We start from the raw sequence: 25,177 nt of genomic DNA, 5'->3' as shown, positions 1-25,177 counted from the left end.
GCACCCCGGCTGTGGTCAAGGAGGCGTTCGCCCTAAAGGCCAAAGCGCCCCCAGATCAGCCGCGCTTCGATGCTCGCCAGCAGATCATCGGCCAGCCCCTTATCGGCCATCAGAGCATGGCTTGATGCCTGCGCCCCGCCGCCGCCAAAAAGGCCGGACAGCAGCCCTTTCCGCGCCCCGATGGTGCGAAATTTCACCTTTTTGCCAAAACGCTGGCGCATCACCGTGCGCACATCCCCCACCGCATCCACAAGGCCGATATCCACCGCCGGGCCGCCCAGCCACACATCACCGGTAAACAAACCATCCGTCTCGGTTTTCAGCCGCCGCCCGCGCCGCTCTTTCACCATATCCTTGAAATAGTCATGGATTTGCGCCTGCAGGGATTTGAGCCAGGCCACATCTTCGGGCTTTTCGGGTGAAAAGGAATCGAGCCGGGCCTTATTGGTGCCAGCGGTATAAAGCCTGCGCTCAACCCCCAGCTTTTCCATCAGCCCGGTAAAGCCAAAGCCCCCGGCAATCACCCCGATCGAACCGATGATCGAGGCTTCATGGGCGAAAATCTCATCCCCCGCCAAGGCCAGCATATAGCCCCCCGATGCCGCGATATCTTCGGTAAAGGCAAGCACCGGCACATCTTTTTCACGCGCCAGATCGCGAATGCGGCGCATGATCTGGGCCGATTGCACGGGCGAGCCACCGGGCGAATTGATCACCAGAGCCACCGCCTTCAGGCCCCCCAGTGAAAAGGCTTCATCAATCTGGGGAGCGGCATTTTCAAAGCTCACCCCCGGCTTGAAACGGCTGCTGATGCCAATCGGTCCGCTAAAGCGCAAAACACCCACAACGGGCCGACTGCGCCGCAATATCTTGCTGAATACACTCACCCATCCACTCCATCATGGCGCCTGATCCCTTGGCGCCTTTTTCCATGATCTGCTGCACGATCACATCGATCGCCCCCTTCCCTAGCCCCCAACAGGGGGCAAATAAAGGGACATCTCATCAATTTTGCGGCGAACGCCCGGGATGCATCAAGCGCGACCAGGCCGCCCGGCTCAAATCAAGGGCTTTGGCTTCTCGAAAAATGGCATCGGCCATCTCCGTGAAAGCCCCGCTCCCTTCATGCAAAACAAGCCCCGGCATCAGCATCGATACCCCCTTCATCCCTTTGCGCGCCTGCACGATCACCCTTTTCGCCGGCAGGCCCGCGCGCGGCCATAAAGGCTGGATCACGATCTCTCCCGCCCGGCCATATAAAAGAGCGATCAATTCATCAAGGCGATCCGCCCGATGAATGAAGCTGACACTGCCGCGCTCGCGCACCATATCAAGGCAGAAAGCCACCCAATCGGCCAGGCGGGCTTCGCGATCGATAAAAGCCCGCGCCCGCATTTCAGCCGGAGAGGCAAAGCTCGTCTGATCCTCGAAATAAGGCGGATTGGCCATGGCATGATCAAAGTGCCCGCGCGGCAAAAGGGCCGGTCGTTCAGTGACACGAGCCTCAAGAAACGAAACCCGATCCTGAAAATCATTAAGCGCGGCATTGCGGCTGGCCAGATCGACCATATCGCGATCCATATCGATCCCGGTGATCAGGGCATCGGGGCAGCGCGCCGCAAGGCACAGAGCCGCCCCGCCGCTCCCCGATCCGGCTTCGATCACCCGCTCGCCGGGCAAAGGCTGCACACAGGCCGCCAGCAACAGGGTATCGGTGCTCACCCGGGCCCCCCGATCCGGCTGCAAAAGCCGCAAGCGCCCGCCCAACAGGCGATCTTCGGTCAGCCCTTCGGCATTCACCTTATGCGCCGACATAAAATCCCCGCCCCCCCGCCGGAATGGGCGTAAAGAACAATTTTGGCATCTCAGCCCTCGTTTTTCAAAAGATCGGCTTCCAGATCGGCATCGATCAAAAGCCTGCGGGCCGCCTCATAATCATCATCGGCCACCACCAGGCGACGGGGAAAGGCCCCGATCCCCCCTTCGATGAAGCTGACATGCTGATCGAAAATTTCCGACCTCATTCTGGCATCCGCCAAAAGAGATTGCGCGTATGATAAAAGGACGGGATTAGACGTTGCGATCAGGGTCCGCACAATGCCTCCACCAGCTTTAAAGGAATCATCAGCATAAACGTGTTTTCCTCACCCATCAAAGCTGTGATCAACCGTGACAGCGAAATCACTTGTTTTCAAAGCATCGGGCACCCTATTTTGCCACTGATGATCCCAATCGAACAGAACCCAGGAGAAACCGTGGCAAATATCGCGTCAATCGACCAGCATAAAAAAGGTCGGGCCGTCAATTCCGTTGATGAAGCGCTTGAATGTCTGCAAACGCAGGTCTCCGCCGATATGGCTCGCGTCAATGAAACGATTCTGGCGCGGATGCACAGCCCTGTGGCCCTGATCCCCCAGCTTGCCGGGCATCTGATTGCCTCGGGCGGGAAAAGGCTGCGCCCCATGCTGACCCTGGCCGGTGCCCAGCTCGTTGATTATAAAGGGGATCGCCACACCAAGCTCGCGGCCTGTGTGGAATTCATCCATACCGCCACGCTTTTGCACGATGATGTGGTGGATGAAAGCGATCTGCGCCGGGGCAAGGATTCTGCCAATGTACTGTGGGGCAACAAGCCCAGCGTGCTGGTGGGCGATTTCCTGTTTTCCCGTGCTTTCGAACTGATGATCGAGGATGGATCGCTCAAGGTTTTAAAGCTTTTGAGCCATGCGTCCTCGGTGATTGCCGAAGGCGAAGTTTTGCAGCTTTCTATTTCCAATGATCTTGATACCCCCGAAGAATCCTATTTGCAGGTGATCGAGGCCAAAACCGCCGCCCTGTTCGAGGCCGCAACCCAGATCGCTGCGGTGGTTGCCGAACGCCCGGAAAACGAGGAGCTGGCGCTCGCCAGCTTTGGCCGTCATTTCGGGATTGCCTTCCAATTGGTCGATGATGCTCTTGATTATTCGGCACGCCAGGCCACCCTTGGCAAAACCGTGGGCGACGATTTCCGGGAGGGCAAAATCACCTTGCCGGTCATTCTGGCTTTTCGCCGGGGCGATGAGACCGAACGCGCTTTCTGGCGGCGGACCATCGAAGAAATGGATCAGAAAGAAGGCGATCTGAGCCATGCCATCCATTTAATGGAAACACATGAAGCGCTGAGCGATACCATCGAACGCGCCCGTCATTATGGGGCCATTGCCCGCGATGCTCTCGCCCTGTTCAAGCCCAACAATACCCGCAAAACACTGAATGATATCGTCCGCTTTTGTGTGGAAAGGGCCTATTGAAACAGGGCTTGCATACCGGGGCCAGCACAGCTATACAGCCGATCCTGCGTCAATATTCTCGGGGAGTAGCTCAGCCTGGTAGAGCACTGTGTTCGGGACGCAGGGGCCGGAGGTTCGAATCCTCTCTCCCCGACCATTCTATCGAAACTGAAAAACCCGAAGCATCACTGCTCCGGGTTTTTTTCTTGGCATCTATTTAAAAATCAAAAGTGGGATATTGCACAAACGCACAAGGCTGGTGGTGGTTTTACCCACGATCAGATGACGCTGGCGCGCATGGCCATAGGCCCCCAGCATCAGCATATCCATCTGTTCATCACGCACATAATCGGTGATCAACTGCTCGATATCTCCCTCGGCATTGTCCTGACGCAAAACTGATGTCACGTTATAACCTGCATTCTGCAAACGATCTGCGGCCTTTGCCAGTGCCTGATCAATAGGCGAACGCGGCGCCCCCACCGATAAAACATGCAGATCCAGCCCTTTCAATAAAGATTGATCCAGCGCATAGGCGATGACTTTTTCCGAGCTTGCCGCTCCATCGAAAGCGATCAGAACCCGCTTGATGGGGCGGAATGTTTGGTTTGCCACCAGAATGGGCCGCCGACAGGCCCGGATCACGCGTTCGAGCTTTGCCCCCAGATGCTGGTGATCATAAGCCGCATAATCGCCCCGCTTGCCGATCACCACCATCTGCGCTTTCGGCTCACGCTCCAATTCGGCCAAGGCATCCACAAGGGTGCCCTGCTTTAAGACGGTGGCCACCGATCGCGCGTCTTTTCCCCTGAGATATTTCACTGCGGTTTCGAGCAAAGCGCGGGCTTTCACTTCCAACAAGCGCGCCCGCGCCGTATCAAGGGCGGCCAGTTCAGCAAATAATTCCCGGCTTGCCTCCAGATGCAGGGCACCGCTCAAATCCACATCATCGGGCTGTTCCTGCTTTTGATCCAGAACATGCAAGAGCTTGATGGAAATATGGGTTCTGTTGGCAATCCACGCGGCAGCTTCATAAACCCCGCTGGCATAATAAGAACCATCCGTGCAGGCGATAAGATGGGGCATAGGGGCTATAAATCTATCAATTCAAAGGGTTTGGCGAAATACTAGACTTCTCATTCCACCATTAACCAAAGAGAATTTCAAGATATTTCATGCCCAAAAAGCCGGGACAAGAAAAGGACAAGCACGATGCCCCCTCTCATCCCGGCGTGATAGAGCCATGATAGAAAGTCGATCAAAAACCTGCTTTTAATTGAATGCCGAAATAGCGGGATTGATCGCGCGGCAAACGGGCCACCGCCCCGCCTTCATTGGTCGCCACGATAAAGGATTGATCGAACAGATTTTTGCCAAAGACCCGCACTTCATAGCGCCCTTCATCCAAAGACACCCCGATGCTGGCATTATAAAGATAATAGCCATCGATTTCCTCATTGGGATTTTCATTCAGAGCCCCAAAGGATTCGCTTTGGAAAACCAGATTATTGCTCACCAGAAGCGCCATGCCGTTGCCCACGGGGCGATCGTAATCAAGGGTGACCGAACCCTTTACCTTGGGCGCAAAGGGCAGATCCTCGCCTTTGCGAGGGTCGCAATTACCGCCAAGCTGGGTTGAATCAAATCCGGCGCAGAAATTATCGATTTCCGCATCGGCAAAGGTGATCCCGCCATAGATGCTGAAATGTTCAGATAGATCGGCAGAGCCTTCAAATTCAATGCCTTGGGTCCGCACATCACCGGCATTGGTGAGATTGGTGGTCACAGCGCCGGCGGTGATGATAAAATTATTCGCCTGAAAATTTGAATAATCCTGCCGGAAGCCCACCACACTGAAAACCGCATGATCCAATTGCCATTTAAATCCAAGCTCATAGGCATTGGATGTTTCGCCTTCAATCGGGGTAAAGCTGCCGTTGAAATCAGCCGTTTGCTCCAGGCCAAGGCTTTCCGCCGTGCGGGCATTGAAGAAATTATTGAAGGCTGGCCCCTTATAGCCCCGGGCATATTTGGCATAAACGAACAGATTTTCGCTCGCCTGATAATTGACCGAGAAGGTGCCCGAAAGATTGGCATTATCTGTGCTGCCCGATTGCAGGGATTGATCCGTTTGCAGGGCAAAAACCCCACCATCATTATTGGGATTGCCATCCTGATTACCCAGAATATCGATGAATTCATCGCCCACCCGCTCTCTTTGATGGGTGAAGGAAATCTCGTCATAGGTATAGCGGATGCCGCCGGTGACGCTCCATTTTTCATCGATATTATAATTACCATGGCCAAACAGGGCATAGCTGTCATTATCGATGGTCATATCCGCCGTGGCGCTGGGCAGCACGATATTGGTCGTGGGGCAGAAATCCGTGGCCCCCAGGCCGCCGATATCAACACCCCCGATCAGCCCGCCGGGATCGTTCACGCATAAAGCATCAAAGCGCGAGAATTGCCGATCCACATTGGAAAAACCGAGATACGCCCCGGCCTGCCACGTAAAGCGGGCATCATCATCGGATGAAATACGAAATTCCTGGGTCCATTGCTCCCATGTTTGGGGACCGAAATCGCGCGCCGTGGGCTGCCCCACCAAAACGCCATCCACGCTATCAAGGGTGATATTGGCAGGATTATCACCATCGCGTTCGGTGGCGCCAAAGGGGCCATCATCGATATCTTGGCGCTCGGTATTATCCCATTCGCGATAGGCGCTGATGGATGTCAGCGAAAACCCATCGAAATCATAGGTGGAATCAAGGGAGAAGCCGATATTTTCATTATCTGATCGCTGCAAGGCATTGATGGCGGCGAATTTGATATCTTCTTCGCCGGTGGGCAGGGTCGCCCCGCCCAAAAGCACCGCCTGCGCCCGGATCGAGCCATCATCCCCGCGCACGAATTCGGCACAGCAGTTATCTTCCGTTTCAGAATAATCGGCGGTTAGCCTTGTGAACAGGCGATCGGTGACCTTGAAATCCAGCATTGCCCGGGCGCCATAGCGTTCATAGCCATCCACATCGCGATCCTGGGTCACATTCCGCACAATGCCATCCAATTCGCCATAAAAGCCATTGACCCGCAACGCAATCTTGTCGGTCAGGGGACCTGAAACCATACCCCGCACACGATATTCCCCATCTTCGGCAAACAGCGCGCTGGCTGATGCCTCCAATGTTTCGGTGGGGCCTTTGCTGATGAAATGAACCACCCCTGACGAGGCATTTTTACCATAAAGCGTGCCTTGGGGGCCCTTCAGCACCTCCACCCGTTGCAGATCATAAAGCTCGGTAAAGGCCTGGCCGGCCCGGGCCAGAACCACGCCATCCACAAGGGTGGAGACGCTGGGTTCGGCCCCCACGCTGAAGGAAATGGTCCCCACACCGCGCAAGGAGAGATTCGAATTTCGATTGGTGCCGCCCTTGCCGAATGACAGGCTGGGCACCAGCTTTTGAATATCTTCAACGGTATTGACCTGCGCCGCTTCCAGCTTCGCACCGCTGATGCTGGTGACCGCCACCGGCACCCGGGTGAGGCTTTGCTGACGTTTTTGCGCGGTCACCACGATTTCATCGAGCACCGTTTGCGCCACGACTTCTGATGAAGCTCCCGATAAAGGCAAACCCAAAAGCACAGACATCGTGCCAAGGGCTGTTGTTGCCAGAAATCTGCGTGTCATGGATTTTATCCTCCCTTATATAAGACCCGGATTGAAACCGGCGCTCCGCCCGGCTCTGTCCGCATCTTGTCCCTATCAATTCGACCTAGCCTTTGCGGCTCTTAGAAGGCCGCCTGCGATCTTGATGCCGTTCCATCAGCATGTAACTGCCATGCTGTGAGATATATCTTATATAAGACATAACAGATAGAAAAGCCAGACTCCAACGCCAGAATCAGGGCATCCGAGAGACGATTTAACGTTTTTATTGTGAAGATAATCTGATCCGGCGCATGGCCCGATGCTCAGGCGCTGGCCAGTACCGCCGCCACAGATTGTGCGGTCATCAGGCTCACACGCAGATTGGCTTCCTCGGTGATCCCGGCAATATGCGGGGTCAGCAAAAGATTGGGGACATCGCGCAGATGCGCCCCGCTTTCGGCGGTCATCGGCTCGGTTTCAAAAACATCGAGCGCCGCCCCCGCCAAGCGGCCCGCGCGCAAGGCATCGGCCAAAGCCATTTCATCCACCACCCCGCCCCGCGCGGCATTGATCAGGATCGCACCCGGTTGCATCCGCGCCAAGGCCAGAGCATCGATCAGATGGCGGGTTTCCTCGGTCAGGGGCACATGCAGGCTCAGCACATCGGCTTCGGCCAGCATATCCGCCAAATCCAGGCGCACAACTCCAGCAAGATCGGCCGCCAGCGCCGGATCGTCTGCATCAAGATAGGGATCATAAATGGCCAGCCGCATCCCCATGATGCGGGCCCGACGCGCCACTTCGCGGGCAATGCTGCCAAAGCCCACAAGCCCCAGCGTCCGGCCTGAAAGCTCGGCCCCGATCATTTGCAGCCTAGGCCAATCCCCGGCCAGCATCTGATCGCGCCCCGACCACATATCCCGCAACAGATTCATCGCGGCACTCAGCACATATTCCGCTACCGAGAGATCATTCGCCCCCCGCGCCGGGCACACCTTGATCCCCCGCGCCGCACAGGCATCAAGATCGATATTATCAAGCCCCACCCCCAATCGCCCGATCACCCGCAAATGGGGCGCTGCCTTCAGCAAATCCCCGCGCACCTGGGTTTTATTGCGTATGATCAAAGCCCGGGCATCCGCCAAAGCCGCCAAAAGCGCCGCCGGTTCATTCACCAGATCAGGATCATAAAGCACATCAAAGCCCTGTAGCACTTCGGCAATCGCTGTTTCATCCATGAATTCACTGATCACGATATCAGCCATGGCCAATTCCCTTCATGCTGTTGATGCTGCCAGTTCCTGCAGGCTTTGATAAAGTGCGGCGGGCACCAAAAGGCCGTTTTCCGCGGCCCGCTGGCGATTGATCAAACGACGGCTGCCGGGCAGGCGGACATCCGCATCGGCCCCCAAAACCGCCAGAAACACCGCCATCCGATCCTGATAGGCCCCGGCAGACAGCCGCATGGGATCGATAGCCACCAAAGTTTGCCCCAGATCGGGAGGCGGTCCTTCCCCATCAAAAAGGGAACTGGCTTCAAAGCCGAAATGCGATCCGCTCAAGGCCGCCGCCAATATTTCGATCATCATCGCCAACGCCGCCCCCTTGGCACCGCCAATGGGCAGCATCGAACCCGCCAAAGCCGCATCGGGATCGGTGGTGGGCTGCCCATCACGATCCAGCGCCCAACCTTCGGGAATGGTTTCACCGGCCTGTTTGGCAGCATTGATCTTACCCCGGGCCACCACCGAAACCGCAAAATCGATCACCAGCGGCGGTCCTTCGGGCAAGGGAGCGGCAAAGGCCACGGGATTGGTGCCCAGCATCGGGGCCTGCCCACCCCAAAAGGCAATGGCCTTAGGTGAATTACCAAAAACCAGCCCGATCAGGCCCGCATCGGCAAGCTTTTCAGCATGCGCCCCCGCCTGCCCAAAATGATGCGAGCGATAAAGCGTGGCGCTGGCAATGCCCATCGTGGGAGCCAACTGCACCAGCTTTGTAACCGCCAGATCCAGCGCCGGATAAGCAAAGCCATAGCCTGCATCAATACGCAGCGCCGCTGGGGACACCGATTGCGCATGGGGCACCGCATGGCCATTCACCTTGCCGCTTTTCGCCTGAGCAGCATAGGATGGCACACGCGACAGACCATGGCCCGCCTGCCCATCCGCCTCGGCAGCCACCAAAGCCCGGGCGGTGATCGCGGCTTGATCGGGCGAACATCCGGCGGCCAGCAAAGCGCGGGCCACCAGATCCTGCGCCGCATCAAGGCTCAGGCGAACGGGTTCCGTCATGTAAAAAAGCCCATGATGATCATCCGGTCAGGCGCTGCGATAGAGTTTGGTCATCACAAATTCCCGATGGCCCAAAGCCTCGGCCGCAGTAAAGCGGCCATTGGCCGTGGCGGCGATCAGATCGATCAGGGCATCGCCCGCATCATCGATGGTCCACTCCCGTCGCACGATGGCGGAAACATCGAGATCCACATGTTCCGACATGGTGCGCACGGTGCGCGGATTCCCCGTCAGCTTGATCACCGGCATGATCGGATTGCCGATGATATTGCCCTGACCGGTGGGGAAGATATGCACCACATAGCCCGCCGCCGCCTGCAGGGTGCAACATTCCGCCGCCGCTGATGATGTATCCATGAAATAAAGCCCCGGCCCCTTTGCCGGCGCTTCGGCAGGCTCCAGAACATCGATATAGCTGACTTTCTTGCCGATCTTTTCAAGATTGCCCAGGGCCTTTTCCTCGATGGTGGTCAGCCCCCCTTCGATATTGCCCTTGGTGGGCTGGGAATCGGAAAGATCGGATGTTTTATGCGGCTCGATCACCTCGTTCTGATAGGCCATGAAGGTGCGCGTGAATTTTTCACCGACCTCAGGCGTTGCAGCCCGCGCCTGACACAGATGCTCGGCCCCGGTCAGTTCGGATGTTTCCCCAAAACAGCCATAAATGCCTTTTGGGATCAGCTTGTCATACATATTGCCAACCGTGGGGCAGGATGCGAGGCCGGTGGTGGTATCGCTTTCCCCGCATTTGGCAGCAATCCAAAGCTCCGACAGATCACAAGGCTCGCGCAAAAGCGCCGTTGCCCAATGCACATAATCTTTCGCCTGCCGCGATGCCTTGGCGATGGTGGCGATATCGCCATTCTGCTCGATGGAAAAGCCGGTCACCGGTTTGCCCGTGGCGGCAATGCCATCCACCACTTTCTGGGTCCAGCCCGGTTCGATACCGATCACCACACAGGCCGCCACATTGGGATTGGCCCCCGTGCCGATCATGGTGCGGAAATGAAGATCGAGATCGGCGCCAAATTGCAGGCGGCCATAGGCATGGGGCAGCGCCAAAGTGCCCTTGATATTATTCGCCACGGCTTCGCAAGCGGCATTTGAAATATCATCAAGGGGCAGGATCACCACATGATTGCGCACACCAACCCGCCCGTTTTCGCGCCGATAGGCCATGATTTTTTGGGAATTGCTCATTCTTCGGCTCCTTACCAGCGTCTGGTTTTCAGATTATGGGTGTGCACATGCTCGCCTTTGGATATATCGGCCACCACCCGGCCGATATTTTCGCCATATTTGACGACATTCTCTTCGAGCTTCAGATCGGTCAGGGCGATTTTATGGCCGATGGGCACATCCTGACGCGCCACCAATTTAAAATCTGAATTATCCTGAGTGACCACGCACAGCATCTCGGTGCCTGCGGTCAAACCCTCAACCACCACAACGCCAACATTATCGCGTTTATCATGAACCAAAAGATGTGGAATACTCACGGCGATTTCCTTTGCTTTTTTAGAATGAGCTTTTGACGTGTCTTTTGTCGCCCAATGCCTCGATAGCATCCTGATCACGGCCCCAGGCAAGCCCCAAGCCACTTATCATGGGCCGGTCGAACAGCCATCCCTCAGACTCGCTCCTTTTATAAGCTATCTTATATAAGATACAATACAACAAATGATAGACAAAAGGGGCCAATGCGCGATATTCTGAAGGTCCATCAGTCTTTAGCTCACCCTCACCCTCCCGCTTTCAAGGCCCCGATCCATGGATGGAGCGCCCGGTTTCCGGCCCTTATATCGACAAGTCTATGATCATCTGGTCAAGCAGATCAGCACAGGTGTGTGGAAAGCCGCCGAAGCCCTGCCCAGCGAACATGCCCTCGCCTCCAGCCTTGGGGTGTCTCAAGGCACGGTGCGTAAGGCGCTGGATGCCATGGCATCGGAAAATCTGATCGAAAGGCGGCAGGGCAAAGGCACCTATGTCAGCCAATATAACGAGCAAAGCGCTTTGTTTCGGTTTTTTCGCATGGCCCATCCGGGGGGCGAAAAGGTGATCCCCGATTGCGGTGAAAAATCCATCAGCCGCCGTCCGGCCAATGCCACCGAAGCGCGCAAGCTGGCCATCAAGCCCGATGATATGGTGGTGGAATTGCGCCGCACCCGCTGGGTAGAGGGGCGCCCGGCGATTTTCGAGATGATCGTGCTGCCCTTGGCGCTGTTTCCCGATATTGATCGCTATGATCCCCTGCCCAATGCCCTTTACACCCTCTATCAGGCGGAATTCGACATCAATATCGTGCAGGCCGAAGAAGAATTGCACGCCGATATCGCGCGCAAGGAAGATGCCAGCCGTCTTGATCTGCCCTTGGGGTCGCCGATTTTGCAGATCGACCGGATCGCCATTGATATTGCCGGGCGACCGGTGGAATTACGCACATCGCGCTGCGATACCGCGCGGCTGGTTTATGCCGTCAGCATTCGCTGAAATTTCCTGACATCGATAAAAATATCCTGGAATTTAGGCACGCCCCTTTTACAAGGCTTGCCATTATCTTTTCTTATGTCATATAACTCTTATAGATAACTGCAATAATGCGGACGCGCAGCCGTGCCTTGAGGCCCGATCCCACACGGCCGCCCACCCCTGTTCCAATCTGTGATGGAGAGCGATGATGAGCCTGAGCGCAGGAAAATTATGGGGCATGCGGCGCATGGCTGATCGTCAGGGCCGTTTCAAGATGACTGCGGTGGATCAACGTCCGCCGATCAAAAACCCCATCGCCAAAATCAGGGGGCTGGATGAAGCCCCGTGGGAGGATGTGGCCGCGTTCAAGGCGCTGTTGATCGAAGAATTGCAAAGCCAATCCACCGCCATGCTGCTCGATCCCCATTATGCTTATCCTGCGGGCCTGTCGCTTTATGATCCGGCTTTGGGCTTGATCCTCACCCTTGAGGATTCCATTTTCAAGGAAACCGACAAAGGCCGCCTGTCATCGGAAATCGATGATTGGTCGGTGGAAAAAATCAAGCGCGTGGGCGGCGATGCGGTCAAGGTTCTGGCCTGGTATCGCCCCGATGCCGATGCCGCGATCTGCCGGGCGCAGCAGGATTTCACCAAGCGCATTGGCGAGGCCTGCGCCCGTTTCGATCTGCCTTTCGTTTTTGAATTGCTCGTCTATCCCTTGGCCCATGATGCCGAACGCACCGGCGATTATGTGGAAATGAAAAGCAAAAAGCCCGATCTGGTGCTGGAAAGCGTGCGGGTTTTTTCTCATCCCGATTATGGGGTCGATCTGTTCAAGCTGGAAAGCCCGCTGGCCGCCGATGATGTCCCCGGCGTGGGGGGCGATGATTGGGAACGGGTCCAAAGCTGGTTTGATGCCATGAACGAGGCCGCGGGCAGGCCCTGGGTGATGCTCTCGGCGGGGGCGGGCATGGCGGCCTTTCGCAATATCCTCACCCATGCCTATGCGGCCGGGGCCTCGGGATATCTGGCGGGCCGGGCGATCTGGCTCGAAGCCTTCCAGGCATTTCCCGACATGGCGGCGATCCGACAGGCTTTAAGAGATGAAGCCATCCCTTATATGAAGGATCTGAACCGGCTCACCGATGAAAAGGCCCTGCCCTTCATGGCGCATGATTGCTATGGTCCCGATGGACCGGGGCTGGTCCCGGCCGATGCGCGCTTTCGTCATGTATATAAAGGTTTTGGAGGCTGATCATGAGTCTCAGCTATGCCGTCTTCCCGCTGGCGCGCCCCACCTTCGACGTGCCCTTTGCCACCGAAATGAAGAATCAGGCCTTTGCCGCCTTGGATCGGGCGGGGATCAAAACCATCGGCCCGCGCGATCTTTTATTCGATGCCGATGCCGTTAATCAGGCGATGGAAAGCCTGAAGGGGCAAACATTTGATCTTGTGCTGATCATGCAGATCACCTTCACCGATGCCACCATGACCCGTACTCTGGCCGATGTCCTGAAAGCCCCGGTGGCAATCTGGGCGGTGCCCGAACCACGATTGGGGGGTCGGCTGCGGCTCAATGCCTTATGCGGGCTTAATCTGGCGGCCCATGCTCTTAAAAAATCGGGCCATGATCTGGGCTGGCTTTATAGCGATCCCAAAGCCCCGGATTTGGGGCCCGATCTGCGGGCTTTGGCAAGCCCCAAAGTAAAATCTTCGGCAAAAGCGCCTTCCTCCAAAGCCAACGAAAAGCCCCATGATGAAAGCACGGATGAAGCCGTGATCCGCGCGCTTGATGCCATCAAGGATGCCAAAATCACCGTGATCGGCCAGCATCCCGATGGCTTTGATACCTGTGCTTTTGATGAAGGCGTGCTGAAGGGGCTGGGCGGGCTGTCGGTCAACCGGATCAGCATGGATGATCTGTTCAGCCGGGCGCGGGGCATCGATGCGGCGCGGGTGGCCCGCCATCATCAGGCCGAATCCGATGCCCTTGGCAATCTTGATGAGGTGGATGCCGATCAGCTTGATCGCTCTTTGCGCAGCTTTTGCGCCCTTGAAGATGTGCAGGCGGAAACCGGAGCCAAAAGCCTTGCGGTGCGCTGCTGGCCGGAATTTTTCACCGATTATGGCTGTGCGGCCTGCGGTCCGGTGGCGATGCTCAATGAAGCCAGAATTCCCACCGCCTGCGAAGCCGATGTGCATGGGGCGATGAGCCAGCTGCTCTTACAGGAACTGGCGGGCGAACCGGCCTGGATGACCGATCTGGTTGATCTGGATTTCGCCGACGATACCGCGGTTTTGTGGCATTGCGGATCGGCCCCTTTATCGATGCGCGATCCGGCTTCAAAGGCCGAAGCCACAATCCACACCAATCGCAAGATGCCCCTGCTCCATCAATATAAAATCAAGCCCGGGCGCATCACCATCGCCCGCATATCCCAGGCCGGGGGCGAAAACAAGATGGTCATCGGCGGGGCCGAGGTCATCCCCGCACCCATGGCCTTTACCGGCACATCGGGCACCATCCGATTTGATCTGCCCTCCCGGCAGGTCTGTGACACCATCATGGATGAAGGGCTGGAGCATCATTTCGCCATTGCCTATGGCGATCATCGGGCGGCCTTGCGCACAGTGGCCCAAAGGCTGTCCCTGCCCGTTCTGGAGCTTTGCTGATGCTCATCCCACAAGAGGGCCCACAAGAGGGCCCACAAGGGGTTTCGACCCATGGCTGACGCCACGATCCCCACCCCATCATGGGGCCGGATTGCGCCTTTACGCATCATCGCACCCCCCGAAATCATGAAGGATCGATCCGTCCTTCTGATCAGCAACCAAGGGTCCCTTGCCATCAGCTTCTATGATCAGGGTTTGCGCCTGCGCAGCCTTGATGAGGGGGCCATCCTTCATGATTATGGGATCATCAGCCACGAACCGGATGCCCGCGCGCCCAGCCTTGCTTTGGCGGAGAATGGCGAGACCGCCCGCGTCAACGCTGGTGATCTCAGCCTTGTGATCCAGTTCGATCCTTTTTCCTTTGCGCTCGAAAAAAACGGCAAATGCCTGATCAAAAGCGCCGATGATGGCCATTTCGTGCGCCGCCACCGCCTGCCGCCTTTCGCGCGCCGGCCCAAAAGCGGGAGCACATCCCGGGGCTGGCTCATCTCCCTTGCCTTGGATCATGATGAGCCGATCTATGGTTTGGGCGAAAAATGGGGGCGGCTGGATCGGCGCGGCCAGATCATTTGCAGCCATAATGAAGATGCGCTGGGGGTGAATGGTGAACATTCTTATAAAAACACCCCCTTTGCCTTCAGCCCCAAAGGCTGGGGTCTGTTCGTTCACACCCCTTTTGATGTGACCCACGCCATTGGCTATGCGCCCTGGTCACATCGCAGCTATGTGCTTGATCTGGCCGATGAACATCTCGATCTCTTTCTCTTCACCGGCGATGATGGGGCGGCGATCATCGGCCAGTATACGGCGCTGACCGGCCGCCCCCCTATGCCCCCGCTTTGGAGCCTTGGGGTTATTTTATCGAAAGCCTATTACCGCACCGCCGACGAGATTCTGGACGCCGCCAAGGCCGTGCGGGATCATGATATGCCGTGCGATGTCATCACCTTTGATGGCCGGGCCTGGCAGGATACCGATCGCCGCTTTCAATTCGGTTTCGATCCCAAACGCTATCCCGATCCCAAGCAGGTGATCAGCGCCTTGAAATCCATGGGCTTTCGCATCTGTGTCTGGGAATATCCCATGGTCTCGGTCGATGGCCCCTTATTTGACGATCTGGCCGCCAAAGGCTGGCTTTTAAAGGATGCCGAAAGCGGCGAGCCCTATCGCTATGAATGGGATCTGGAGCCGTTCGGCGCGGTGCTCACGCCTTTGCCGGCCTCAGGCCTCATCGATTTCACCCATCCCGATGCCTATGCCTTCTGGCGCGAGTCCCATCAGGCCCTGTTTGATCTGGGCATCGATATGCTCAAGCCCGATTTCGGCGAGCAGGTCACCGAGGACATGATCGCCTATAATGGCGCAACGGGTGCAGAATTACACAATGTTTACAGCCTTTTATATAATCGCTGCTGCTATGAGGCGGCGACCGCCTTTTGCCCTTCGGGGGCCTTTTTATTCAGCCGATCTGCTTGGGCGGGTTCCCAGCGCTATCCCGCCCATTGGGGGGGCGACCCGCAGGCCGATTTTGAAGGGCTGGCGGCCAGCCTGCGCGGCGGGCAAAGCTGGGGCCTATCGGGCGGGCCTTTTTATGCCACGGATGTGGGCGGGTTTTATGGCGATCAACGCGATCAGGTGCTCTATACCCGCTGGGCGCAGGCGGCGGTTTTCGCGGCCCATATGCGCCTTCATGGCATTGGCCCGCGCGAACCCTGGAGCTATGGCGAGACGGCCGAAGGGGCGGTGATGGATGCCCTGCGCCTGCGCTATCGCCTGCTGCCTTATCTTTGGCAGGCCATGGAAATGGCCCATCAAAGCGGCCTGCCGGTGCAGCGCGCGATGGTTTTAGGCTTTCCCGATGATCGCGCCGCCTGGGGCTTTGACACCCAATTTTTATGTGGCCCCGATCTTTTGGTGGCCCCCTGCCTTGATCCCGATGGAAATGTAACGGCCTTTCTACCTCAAGGGGATTGGATTCGCCTGCCGATTCCGGCCCTGATCAGGGGCGAGGCCACAACACCCGCAGCGGGCGAAGCTTTCATGGGCGGGCGCTGCCATCACCTGCAACTGGCGCTGGACGAGATCGCTGTTTTCGCCAGAAAGGGCGCGCAGATCCCCCTTGGCCCGGCGGTCAGCCGCACAGATGCCCTCAGCCTTGTGGAGGGCCGCCCGCCCATCAGCCTGATCTGGGAAGCGGGCAGCGGGTTCATCGCTTCATAGCGGGTAAAAGCGAAATTCGCTGATCTGGTGATAGTCTTCACCGGGGCGGAGGATGGCATGCGCCCGAAAGGGCCCGTTCGGGCTATCGGGGGGGATTTGCGGTTCGAGGCACAAACCGGAAAAGGCACCATAGGCCACGCCCTGATGCCCGGGAATGGCGGTCTTGATCTTGTGCCCGGCATAAAATTGCACGGCGGGCTGATTGGTCCATAGCTCCATCGCCAGATCCTGCCGCGCCCCCGATAGCCGGGCAGCCCGGCGCAGGCCATCGGCACCGATGGGCGACGATAGAATGAAACAATGATCATAGGGGAAGGCCTGTTCATCCCCTGCGGCTTTGGCGTGGATCGGCCGGGCGGTGCGAAAATCAAAGGGGGTACCAGCCACCGGCTGCACCCCATCATAAGGCAGCGCAGCCTCATCCACGGGCACATAATGATCGGCGTCGATTTCAAGCCGGGCCTCATGGATCGTACCCCCGCCATCAAGATTGAAATAGCTGTGATGCACTAGATTGATAATAGTGGGCTTGGTGCTGCGGGCCATCAGCTCCACCCGCAAAATGGGCCCGGGCAAAAGGCGATAGCTGCAGCGCACCTCACAGGCACCGGGATAGCCTTCTTCGCCATCCGCTGCCTCATAGCCCCAGTCCGCCCAATCCGCCCCATGATCCAAAAGCGTCCATTCCCTTTTGCCAAAGCCGCGCTGGCCCCCATGCAGATGATGGCGACCATCCTGATTGCAGCTGAGCTGAATAATTTTCCCATCAAGCTCAAAACGGCCATCCCGGATGCGATTGGCATAGCGGCCTGCGGTGGCCCCGAAATGAGGCGAAAAATCAGGATAGGCGGCCGGATCGGGAAAGCCCAAAGTCAGATCGCGAGGAGAGTCCGCCCTCGGTAAGCTATTGGGTAATCTATTGGGTAAATTGTTGGGTAAGCTATTGGGCAGGCTGATCTGCAAACGCTGCAAAACCGCCCCCATGGGGATGAGGTCGGCCATCAGCCCATGGCCTGATATAATAATCCGCTGCATAATCTGTTTTCGTGCCCCAAAATTGATTTTACATGCCCCAATTGGCCTGAATGGCCTGAATAGCGCGGTTTCAGATGTGGCAAAAAAGCCTATCCTTACTGCATCATAAAAGCTATCATATATAAGATAGATAAGTTGGGATAGTCAGGAATGCCCGAAAACCAGCCCAAGCCCTCAGGTTTTTCGATCCTGTCCATCATTCATGGTCTGGGGCGCATCAATCAAGGGCTTTCGCGCGCCGGGCGCACGCTTTCGGTGGTCTTTTTGATGGCCATGCTGGGGATCGTTCTGTTGCAGGTGCTTTTCCGCTATGCTCTCAATGATAGCCTGATCTGGACCGAGGAACTGGCCAAGGCGCTGATGGTGTGGTCGGCCTTTCTGGTTGCCCCCTGGGCTTATCGCCGGGGGGCGGCGGTGGCCATTCTGATGCTGATCACCCCGCTGCCGGTTCGCCTTCAGGCCGCCCTCAAAATTCTGATCGATGCGCTGGTTTTGTGGATTTTGTTCGTTCTGTTTGAACTGAGCTTTGGATTTGTGGCGCGCGGGGCCGATATCAGCGCCGCCAGCCTGCCCATCCCCATGGCTTTTTTCTATGCGATCATGCCCATCGGGCTTTTGACCCTAATGTCGGTGGCGATCGAACATCTTTTGCGCGGGGTGATGCATCTGATCGATCCCGATGGCGGCTATCCTCTCGCCCCTGCCCGCCCCGTGATCGAGGGGGAATAGCCGATGTCGCTGGCTTATTTCTGGATTTTCATCTTTTTGCTGGCGATTGGCACGCCGGTGGTTTTTGCCCTTCTGATCGGGCCGGGATTAAGCCTTGTGATCGATGGGCAGGGGCGCTATCTGCCCGCTCTTTTATCGCGGCTTTATAATGGCATGGATAGCTTCCCCCTGATGGCCGTGCCCTTTTTCATTCTGGCGGGTGAAATCATGAACCGGGGCGGCATCACCGAAGCCCTGGTGCGTTTTTCCCAATCGCTGATCGGCCATGTGCGGGGCGGCCTGGCTCAGGTGAATATCCTGTCATCCATCCTGTTTGCGGGGCTGTCCGGCTCGGCGGTGGCCGATACCTCGGCCTTGGGCAAAATGCTCATCCCGGCCATGCATAAAAGCGGCTATTCCCGCCCCTTTGCCGCCGCCATCACCGCGGCCAGCTCGGTTGTGGGGCCAATCATTCCACCATCGGGCATCATGATCATCTATGCTTTCATCATGAATGTCTCGGTGGGTGGGTTGTTTGCCGCAGGCATCGTGCCCGGTATTCTGATCGCCGGGGGCATGATGGTGCTCACAGCACGGCTCGCCCGCAGCCGCAATTATCCCATCTCAAACCGCAAGGCCAGTTTGCGCGAACGCTATGATATCTTCAAAATCAGCTTTCCCGCCCTGCTTACCCCGGTGATCCTGCTCGGGGGGATTTTGGCCGGAATCTTCACCCCCACCGAAGCCGCAGCCATTGCCGCCGCCTATGCCCTTGTAGTGGCCTTGTTCGTCACCCGCACCTTGCGCTTTCGCGATCTGCCCGATGTGTTTCGTGAAGCGGCGATGCAATCGGGCGTGGTGCTTTTACTGGTGGGGGCGGCTTTATCCTTTGCCTGGATGATTTCGGTTTCCGGCATGGCCGATACCATCGCCAGCGGCCTTGGGGGCGTATCGGATAATGTGCTGATCCTGCTTTTTGCGGTGAATATCCTTTTGTTCATCGTGGGCATGTTTCTGGATGCCGGCCCGGCGATCATGATTTTGGGGCCGGTTTTGGGGCCTTTGTTCATCAATCTGGGGGTCGATCCCCTGCATTTCGCCATCGTGATGTGCGTGAATGTGACCGTGGGGCTGGCCACCCCGCCGATGGGGCTTGTTTTGTTCGTAGCGGCCTCGGTTTCAGGCGAAAAGGTGGAAAGCATCATTCGCGAAATGCTGCCCTTTCTGGCGGTGCAGGTGTTTGTCATTTTCCTCATCACCTATATCCCCGCCCTCACCATGACCCTGCCCCGGCTTATGGGTTTGGGCTGAGGGGGATGCCATGAACCCGCAAATCCGCGCGATGATCATTCTGGCGGCCCTGTTCGTGATCGCGATCATCGGCGTTTTGACATCGGCAAAAGACCAGCCCGAACGCATCATCACCATCGGCTTTTTAAGCTCGCCTGAAGATGAGGATTATAAAGGCGCTGCCGCCTTCAAGGAGGTGGTGGAGCGCGAAACAGTGGGCCGGGTGCGGGTGGATATATTTCCATCCGGGCAATTTTGCGGCAATGAGCGGGAATGTCTCGATGGGCTGGGCAGCGGCCTTTTGGATATTCACATGACCACGGTCGGCGGCATTGGCCGTTTGTTTGGGGCGGCTCAGGTGCTTGATCTGCCTTATCTTTTACCCAATGATGCGGTGGCACATTGTGTGCTGGATGGGCCGATGCTCGATCAGTTGCGCCGCGCCGCCCTCGAACGGGATCTGGGCCTGCGCCTGATGGTGATCTCGGATACCGGCGGCTGGCGGCATCTGGCCACTGCAAACAAAGCGATCCACAAACCCCAGGATCTGGCGGGTTTGAAAATCCGCTCCACCCCTTCGGCCATGCAGCAGGAACTTTTGCGGCTTTTTGGGGCCAATCCCACCCCCATCGCCTGGGGCGAGGTTTATACAGCCCTCGCAACCGGTGTGGTGGAAGGCACCAAAAACAGCGTGCAGGATATTGTGGGGGCCAAGCTGCATGAAGCGCTGGATTATCTCACCCTTGATGGCCATGCCTATATGGCGGCCATGTGGTGGTATTCCGAAAAGCAATGGGCGATGCTGCCCGAACAGGATCGCGCAGCGGTGGAAAAGGGCTTTGCAGCCCTAAAAACCATCACCCGCAGATTGCCAAAAGAAGGCGAGCAACAAGCCCTTGATGCGTTCAAAGCCGCCGGCGGCACGGTGATCACCCTTGATGCCGAAGAAAAAGCGGCCTTCGTCAAGGCCGCCCAGCCTTTGCGTGCATGGTATAAGGATCGCTATGGGCCGGAATGGCTGGATCTTTTGACGGCGGAAATCGCCCGCTGTGAAGGCTTGGGCGGATCATCCCGGGGTCACGCGATCAGATAGAGTGCGCCAATCGCGGCAAAAGCCAAAAATACCGTTTGCCCCAGCACCAGCCCCAGATAGCGCGGCCCCAGATCGGTCATCGCTTTCAGGGATGTTTTCACCCCCAAAGCAGCAATTGCCGCCACCAGCAACCAGCGCGAGGCTTCGGTCATCGCCCCGGCCAGAACCGGCGGGATCAGGCCCAGACTGTTGGCCAGTAAAATCAGCCCAAAAGCGATGGCAAAGCCCGGAATCGCAGCTTTTTTATCGCCGCTTTTCTGCTTGCGATACATAAAGGCAATGGCCAGCACCACAATCGGCAGCAGGCTCACCCGCAGCATTTTCACATAGGTGGCCACATCCCCTGCCCCATCCGATACCGCATAGCCAGCCCCCACCACCTGCGCTACATCATGGATGGTGGCCCCCAGCAAAAAGCCGATCCCGGCATCATCCAGCCCCAATGTGGCATAGAAAATGGGATAGGCGATCATCGCAATGGTGGATAATGTGGTGACCGCAATCACCGTGAACAGGGTATCCGTCTCGCCATCTTCAGGGGGCAAAACAGCGACAATGGCCAATGCCGCTGAGGCCCCGCAGATCGCCACCGCACCGCCGGTGAGAAGGCCCAAACGCACCGATTTTCCAAGCAGGCGGGAAAACAGAATGCCAAATAAAATGGTGATCAGAACGAGCGCCGGGATCGCAATCACCGGCCCGATCCCAAGGCTGGTGATCTGCCCGGCCGTCACCCGCGCCCCCAAAAGCGCCACCCCGATCCGCAACAGACGCTTGGCCGTGAACTCGATCCCCGCAAGGCATTTGCCATCTTCGGCCAGAAAATGAAAGGCCATCCCCAAAAGCAGGGCAAACAGCATCACCGGCGCGCCATAATGCTCGGACAGAAAATTCGCCGCCGCCGCGATGGTGAAACACAGCACAAGGCCGGGGACAAGGCTTCGCATCTGCGCCAGATATTGGGTCACTGTGATGAAACGCCTTTCTCTTGATCTGCGGGCCGCATTCAGATGGCATGGCTTCCGGGCTGGACAAACCGCCAGCCTTCTGGCTTTTATATCTTATAAAAGAGTTAGCAATATTTGCTTTTGCATATCAATAGAAAAACTATTGCCCAAGCTCATGGCTTTATAGATCAGCGGCGAGTGGCTGAACAGGGCTGAGATGAAAGGAGCATAAAGGGATGGCACGAATTCTTTGTCTTGGCCATGCCGTTCAGGATCTTTTGTTTTCTGTGGAAAGCCTGCCCGATCGCGGCGAAAAATATCGGGCCAGTGCCTGCAGCCAGATGGGGGGCGGTCCGGCGGCGACGGCAGCAGTGGCCATTGTCCGGCTGGGCGGCGAAGCCTCGCTGATCACCCGCTTGGGGGATGATCCCATTGCCGATCTGATCACTGCCGAATTGGCCGATTATGGGGTAGAGCTTAGCCATCTCCGGCGTTATCCTGGCTGCCGATCCTCGCTCTCATCGGTCTGTGTGGACCGGTCCGGCGAACGGATGATCGTCAATTTCCTTGATCCTGCGATCCCCGATGCCTGTGATTGGTTGACCTCGGTGGATATCCGCCCCTTTGCCGCCTGTTTGGCGGATTGCCGCTGGCCAAAAGGGGCCACTGCCCTGCTCGATCAGGCCAAAAAGCATGGGATTCCGGCGATATTGGATGCGGATATGCCGCTGGCGGGCCAGGATGGCCTGATCAGGGCGGCCAGCCATATCGCCTTTTCCCAGCCGGGCCTGGCCGATTATTGCGGCAAGGATGATCCCGAAGCGATGCTGGCGATGATCGCCCGGAAAACCGGGGCGTGGTGTTGTGTCACCTTGGGCGCCGCCGGAACTTTGGTCCATGATCAGCGGGCGATCACTCATTTTCCGGCCCCAAAAGTGACGGTGCGCGATACATTGGGGGCGGGCGATGTGTGGCATGGGGCCTTTGCCCTTGCTTTGGGCGAGGGCAAAGACGAACCCGATGCCGTGCGCTTTGCCAATCAGGCGGCGGCGATCAAGGTCAGCCGCCCCGGGGGCCGCGCCGGGGTGCCCAGCCGCGCCGATCTCGAAGCCTTTCCCGATCCCTGAAGGCCGAAGCTTGCATTGCTTTCCGGCTTGCTCTTTCTAATTATATGATTAATTCTGTTGCTTTGCGCATCCCGATCCATTGTCCCTCTGCAGTAAAAGGCCCATCATGCCCCAGCGCCCTATCCGGAATATCATCATCGTGGGCGGCGGCACGGCGGGATGGCTCAGCGCCTGTTTGCTGGCCAGCCATTGCAAAACCGAACAGGGCCGGGGTGGCACGGTGACCCTGATCGAATCCCCCTCCATCCCTACCATCGGCGTTGGCGAAGGCACATGGCCCACCATGCGCCAAAGCTTAAAACGCATCGGCCTTACGGAAACCGATTTCCTGCGCGCCACCACAGCAGGGCTGAAACAGGGCAGCCGCTTCATCGGCTGGGCGGATGGATCGGCTGATGATCATTATGATCACCCTTTTTCCCCGCCGCTTGATGCCCATGGCTTTGATCCCTTTGCCCTTTGGTGTGCGATGGGGGCAGAGCAGCGCCCGGCTTTTGCCGATTTCCACCATGTGCAGGCGCGATTATGCGCTGCCGGTTTTGGCCCCAAAACCCCTTTGCAAGCCGATTATGAGGGGCATCTCAACTATGGCTATCATCTGGATGCCGGGGCTTTCGCCAGCCTTTTATGCCAGCATGGCACCACAAATCTGGGCATCAGGCATCTGCGCGATGATGTATTGGATGTGGGGCTGGATGAAGATGGTGCCATCGGCCATCTGATCTGCCAGCAAAGCGGGCGGGTGGACGGCGATTTTTTTGTCGATTGCACCGGCTTTTCGGCCCGTTTGATTGGCACGGCGCTGGGGGTGCCTTTTCGGGATTGCAACCACATCCTGTTTGCTGATCGCGCTATTGCCGTGCAAAAGCCCCATGCCACAGCAGATGCCCCTTTAAGCTGCCAAACCCATGCAACAGCGCAAAAAGCCGGTTGGATCTGGGATATCGCGCTTAAGGAACGGCGGGGGCTGGGCCATGTTTATGCCAGCGATTTTCTCTCCGATGATGAAGCACAAAAGATCCTGCTCGAACATGCCGGGATGAAAGAAGCCGAGGCCACGCCCCGCCTTTTAAAGATCAAATCGGGCTATCGCCAAAGCCTGTGGCAGAAAAATTGCGTGGCCATCGGGCTTTCTGCCGGATTTTTCGAGCCTTTGGAAGCTTCGGCCCTGATGCTGGCCGAGCTTTCAGCCCAGGCTTTATGCGCCCTTTTGCCCCTTGATCACGGCGATCTGGCCATTGCCAGCCGCCGCTATAATCAGCGCTTTGCGCATTTCTGGCCCGCCATCCTGAAATTCCTGAAGCTCCATTATATCTTAAGCCGCCGCACCGAGCCTTTCTGGCTGGCAAACCGCGATGCCCAAAGCTGGCCCGATGATCTGGCCGAACTGCTGGCCCTTTGGCGCGATCAGCCCCCCCTGCCCGATCATCTGGGCGCTGAAAATGAGGTTTTTTCCTATCTCAGCTATCGCTATGTGCTCTATGGCATGGGCTTTGCCGCCCCAAGGAATCCGCCTCGGGGCCAGGGCGCGCCCGCCCGCTGGCAACAGATGCTGGATGGCCTTATGGGGCGGATGGAAAGCACCCTGCCCCGCCATCGGGATCTGATCAACCATGTGCATCGCCACGGTTTTCAGGCGATCTGATGATGGATGAAATGATCACCGCCCTCAGCCCCGCCCAACATGGGGATTATGGCCTGCGCCCCGATCGCAGCTTTGCCCATGCCGCCAATTGGCGCAGCACGCCCCTTGGCCTTTCGGAAATTCTGGAAGCCGCAGGCTGTTTCCCCCTTTTTCTGATGAAGGGCGAACCATCGGGCACATTCCACCTCAGCGCCCTTTTGGGATTATCCGAACCCTGCAATCTTTTTTGCCGGGATGGTGGCTGGGGGGCGGCTTATATCCCCCTCAATCTCCTGCGCTATCCCTTTATTTTGGGGGAAAATGACGATGCAGCGCCACTCATATGCGCCGATTTCGCCTCACCCTCGCTGGTGCGCGATGCGCCTTCAGCTCTGCGCCTTTATGATGAAAGGGGGGCCCCCAGCCCCCTTCTGGATGATGCCCTGCGGCTTTTGCTGTTCATGCGCAAGGATCATCAGGAAACGATCCCCTTCATCGAAAGGCTGCTGTCTTGTCATCTGATCCGGCGCAAGGATATTGAACTGACCCATCAAACGGGCGCCACATCGCAGATCACCGGGCTTTATGGCATCGATGAAGAGGCTTTGGCCGATCTTGATGGGGCAAGCCTTCAAAGCCTCAATCTCGATCAGTATCTGGGGCTGATTTTTGCGATGCTCCAATCGGAGCGCCATCTTCAGCGCCTGCTTCATTTAGCAATCCGCCGGGGCGACGATCTCGTCTCCGCCCATGTTTCGATGCCATAAATAAGG

The 25,177-nt window shown here is 57.3% G+C and carries 22 protein-coding genes and 1 tRNA gene; 12 read left to right on the top strand and 11 right to left on the bottom strand.

Annotated features, from left to right (window positions below; translation table 11 throughout):
- Positions 1–32: 32 nt before the first annotated feature.
- The 3 genes from AQ1_RS05395 to AQ1_RS05385 form a co-directional block, all read right to left on the bottom strand.
- Positions 33–887: a S49 family peptidase gene (locus AQ1_RS05395; protein WP_042084961.1), complete on the bottom strand. Its 855-nt coding sequence runs from the start codon at positions 885–887 to the stop codon at positions 33–35.
- 118 nt (positions 888–1,005) lie between these two features.
- The gene (locus AQ1_RS05390; RefSeq protein WP_042084960.1) at positions 1,006–1,815 is read right to left on the bottom strand and encodes a tRNA1(Val) (adenine(37)-N6)-methyltransferase; all 810 of its coding nucleotides are present in this window, start codon (positions 1,813–1,815) and stop codon (positions 1,006–1,008) included.
- Positions 1,816–1,865: 50 nt separating this feature from the next.
- On the bottom strand, positions 1,866–2,096 hold the full coding sequence (locus AQ1_RS05385) for a putative signal transducing protein (protein ID WP_042084959.1): 231 nt from the start codon (positions 2,094–2,096) through the stop codon (positions 1,866–1,868).
- A gap of 159 nt (positions 2,097–2,255) precedes the next feature.
- On the opposite strand from AQ1_RS05385, the gene AQ1_RS05380 reads away from it, so the two are divergent.
- Both AQ1_RS05380 and AQ1_RS05375 read left to right on the top strand, forming a co-directional pair.
- The gene (locus AQ1_RS05380) at positions 2,256–3,290 is read left to right on the top strand and encodes a polyprenyl synthetase family protein (RefSeq protein WP_042085110.1); all 1,035 of its coding nucleotides are present in this window, start codon (positions 2,256–2,258) and stop codon (positions 3,288–3,290) included.
- Positions 3,291–3,349: 59 nt separating this feature from the next.
- Positions 3,350–3,426, top strand: a tRNA-Pro gene (locus tag AQ1_RS05375).
- A gap of 56 nt (positions 3,427–3,482) precedes the next feature.
- On the opposite strand, the gene AQ1_RS05370 is transcribed toward AQ1_RS05375, so the two are convergent.
- The 6 genes from AQ1_RS05370 to AQ1_RS05345 all read right to left on the bottom strand — a co-directional run bounded on the left by AQ1_RS05370 (position 3,483) and on the right by AQ1_RS05345 (position 10,717).
- The gene (locus AQ1_RS05370) at positions 3,483–4,355 is read right to left on the bottom strand and encodes a universal stress protein (protein WP_042084958.1); all 873 of its coding nucleotides are present in this window, start codon (positions 4,353–4,355) and stop codon (positions 3,483–3,485) included.
- A gap of 172 nt (positions 4,356–4,527) precedes the next feature.
- Entirely contained in the window at positions 4,528–6,963 is a 2,436-nt protein-coding gene (locus AQ1_RS05365) for a TonB-dependent receptor (protein WP_042084955.1), read from the bottom strand.
- A 284-nt stretch (positions 6,964–7,247) separates the two neighbouring features.
- The gene (locus tag AQ1_RS05360) at positions 7,248–8,189 is read right to left on the bottom strand and encodes a hydroxyacid dehydrogenase (protein WP_042084953.1); all 942 of its coding nucleotides are present in this window, start codon (positions 8,187–8,189) and stop codon (positions 7,248–7,250) included.
- Positions 8,190–8,201: 12 nt separating this feature from the next.
- Positions 8,202–9,218, bottom strand: a complete 1,017-nt coding sequence (locus AQ1_RS05355) for an Ldh family oxidoreductase (protein ID WP_042084952.1) — start codon at positions 9,216–9,218, stop codon at positions 8,202–8,204.
- A gap of 27 nt (positions 9,219–9,245) precedes the next feature.
- A complete protein-coding gene (locus tag AQ1_RS05350) occupies positions 9,246–10,418 on the bottom strand; it encodes a UxaA family hydrolase (RefSeq protein ID WP_042084951.1) in 1,173 nt (390 codons plus the stop codon).
- 11 nt (positions 10,419–10,429) lie between these two features.
- On the bottom strand, positions 10,430–10,717 hold the full coding sequence (locus AQ1_RS05345; RefSeq protein WP_042085109.1) for a UxaA family hydrolase: 288 nt from the start codon (positions 10,715–10,717) through the stop codon (positions 10,430–10,432).
- Positions 10,718–10,988: 271 nt separating this feature from the next.
- On the opposite strand from AQ1_RS05345, the gene AQ1_RS05340 reads away from it, so the two are divergent.
- From AQ1_RS05340 to AQ1_RS05325, 4 genes are all read left to right on the top strand, one after another.
- On the top strand, positions 10,989–11,708 hold the full coding sequence (locus AQ1_RS05340) for a GntR family transcriptional regulator (protein ID WP_042084950.1): 720 nt from the start codon (positions 10,989–10,991) through the stop codon (positions 11,706–11,708).
- Positions 11,709–11,892: 184 nt separating this feature from the next.
- Positions 11,893–12,942 carry a tagatose 1,6-diphosphate aldolase gene (locus AQ1_RS05335; protein ID WP_462687108.1) on the top strand — a complete coding sequence of 350 codons (1,050 nt, stop codon included), beginning with the start codon at positions 11,893–11,895 and terminating at the stop codon, positions 12,940–12,942.
- 2 nt (positions 12,943–12,944) lie between these two features.
- Positions 12,945–14,360, top strand: a complete 1,416-nt coding sequence (locus AQ1_RS05330; RefSeq protein WP_042084945.1) for an L-fucose/L-arabinose isomerase family protein — start codon at positions 12,945–12,947, stop codon at positions 14,358–14,360.
- A gap of 51 nt (positions 14,361–14,411) precedes the next feature.
- Positions 14,412–16,580, top strand: coding sequence for a glycoside hydrolase family 31 protein (locus AQ1_RS05325; protein ID WP_052371005.1), 2,169 nt, complete (start codon positions 14,412–14,414; stop codon positions 16,578–16,580).
- Here the strand turns inward: AQ1_RS05325 and AQ1_RS05320 are convergent.
- A complete protein-coding gene (locus AQ1_RS05320) occupies positions 16,575–17,582 on the bottom strand; it encodes an aldose epimerase family protein (RefSeq protein WP_161760443.1) in 1,008 nt (335 codons plus the stop codon). The two genes, AQ1_RS05325 and AQ1_RS05320, sit on opposite strands and share 6 nt — an antisense overlap.
- 183 nt (positions 17,583–17,765) lie before the next feature.
- Here AQ1_RS05320 and AQ1_RS05315 point away from each other — a divergent pair, with 183 nt between their 5' ends.
- The 3 genes from AQ1_RS05315 to dctP are packed head-to-tail and all read left to right on the top strand — an operon-like array spanning position 17,766 to position 20,706.
- On the top strand, positions 17,766–18,344 hold the full coding sequence (locus AQ1_RS05315; RefSeq protein ID WP_052371002.1) for a TRAP transporter small permease: 579 nt from the start codon (positions 17,766–17,768) through the stop codon (positions 18,342–18,344).
- 3 nt (positions 18,345–18,347) lie between these two features.
- On the top strand, positions 18,348–19,634 hold the full coding sequence (locus tag AQ1_RS05310) for a TRAP transporter large permease (protein WP_042084942.1): 1,287 nt from the start codon (positions 18,348–18,350) through the stop codon (positions 19,632–19,634).
- A 10-nt stretch (positions 19,635–19,644) separates the two neighbouring features.
- Positions 19,645–20,706, top strand: a complete 1,062-nt coding sequence (gene dctP / locus AQ1_RS05305; RefSeq protein WP_042084940.1) for a TRAP transporter substrate-binding protein DctP — start codon at positions 19,645–19,647, stop codon at positions 20,704–20,706.
- Here dctP and AQ1_RS05300 read toward each other — a convergent pair.
- Entirely contained in the window at positions 20,691–21,674 is a 984-nt protein-coding gene (locus tag AQ1_RS05300) for a YeiH family protein (protein WP_313980858.1), read from the bottom strand. The two genes, dctP and AQ1_RS05300, sit on opposite strands and share 16 nt — an antisense overlap.
- 215 nt (positions 21,675–21,889) lie before the next feature.
- Between AQ1_RS05300 and AQ1_RS05295 the strand changes: the two genes are divergently transcribed.
- The 3 genes from AQ1_RS05295 to AQ1_RS05285 all read left to right on the top strand — a co-directional run bounded on the left by AQ1_RS05295 (position 21,890) and on the right by AQ1_RS05285 (position 25,171).
- Complete coding sequence (locus AQ1_RS05295) at positions 21,890–22,780, top strand: PfkB family carbohydrate kinase (protein WP_042084938.1); 891 nt, start codon at positions 21,890–21,892, stop codon at positions 22,778–22,780.
- 106 nt (positions 22,781–22,886) lie between these two features.
- Complete coding sequence (locus tag AQ1_RS05290; RefSeq protein WP_042084936.1) at positions 22,887–24,425, top strand: tryptophan halogenase family protein; 1,539 nt, start codon at positions 22,887–22,889, stop codon at positions 24,423–24,425.
- A complete protein-coding gene (locus AQ1_RS05285; RefSeq protein WP_042084935.1) occupies positions 24,425–25,171 on the top strand; it encodes a SapC family protein in 747 nt (248 codons plus the stop codon). Before AQ1_RS05290 ends, AQ1_RS05285 begins: the two co-directional genes overlap by 1 nt.
- Positions 25,172–25,177 lie beyond the last annotated feature (6 nt).

Source organism: Iodidimonas nitroreducens, from assembly GCA_000710935.1.
GTDB classification, from domain to species: domain Bacteria; phylum Pseudomonadota; class Alphaproteobacteria; order Sphingomonadales; family Rhodothalassiaceae; genus Iodidimonas; species Iodidimonas nitroreducens.
The sequence above is the reverse complement of the archived record's forward strand: the minus strand, read 5'-3'. Positions and strand labels throughout refer to the sequence as shown.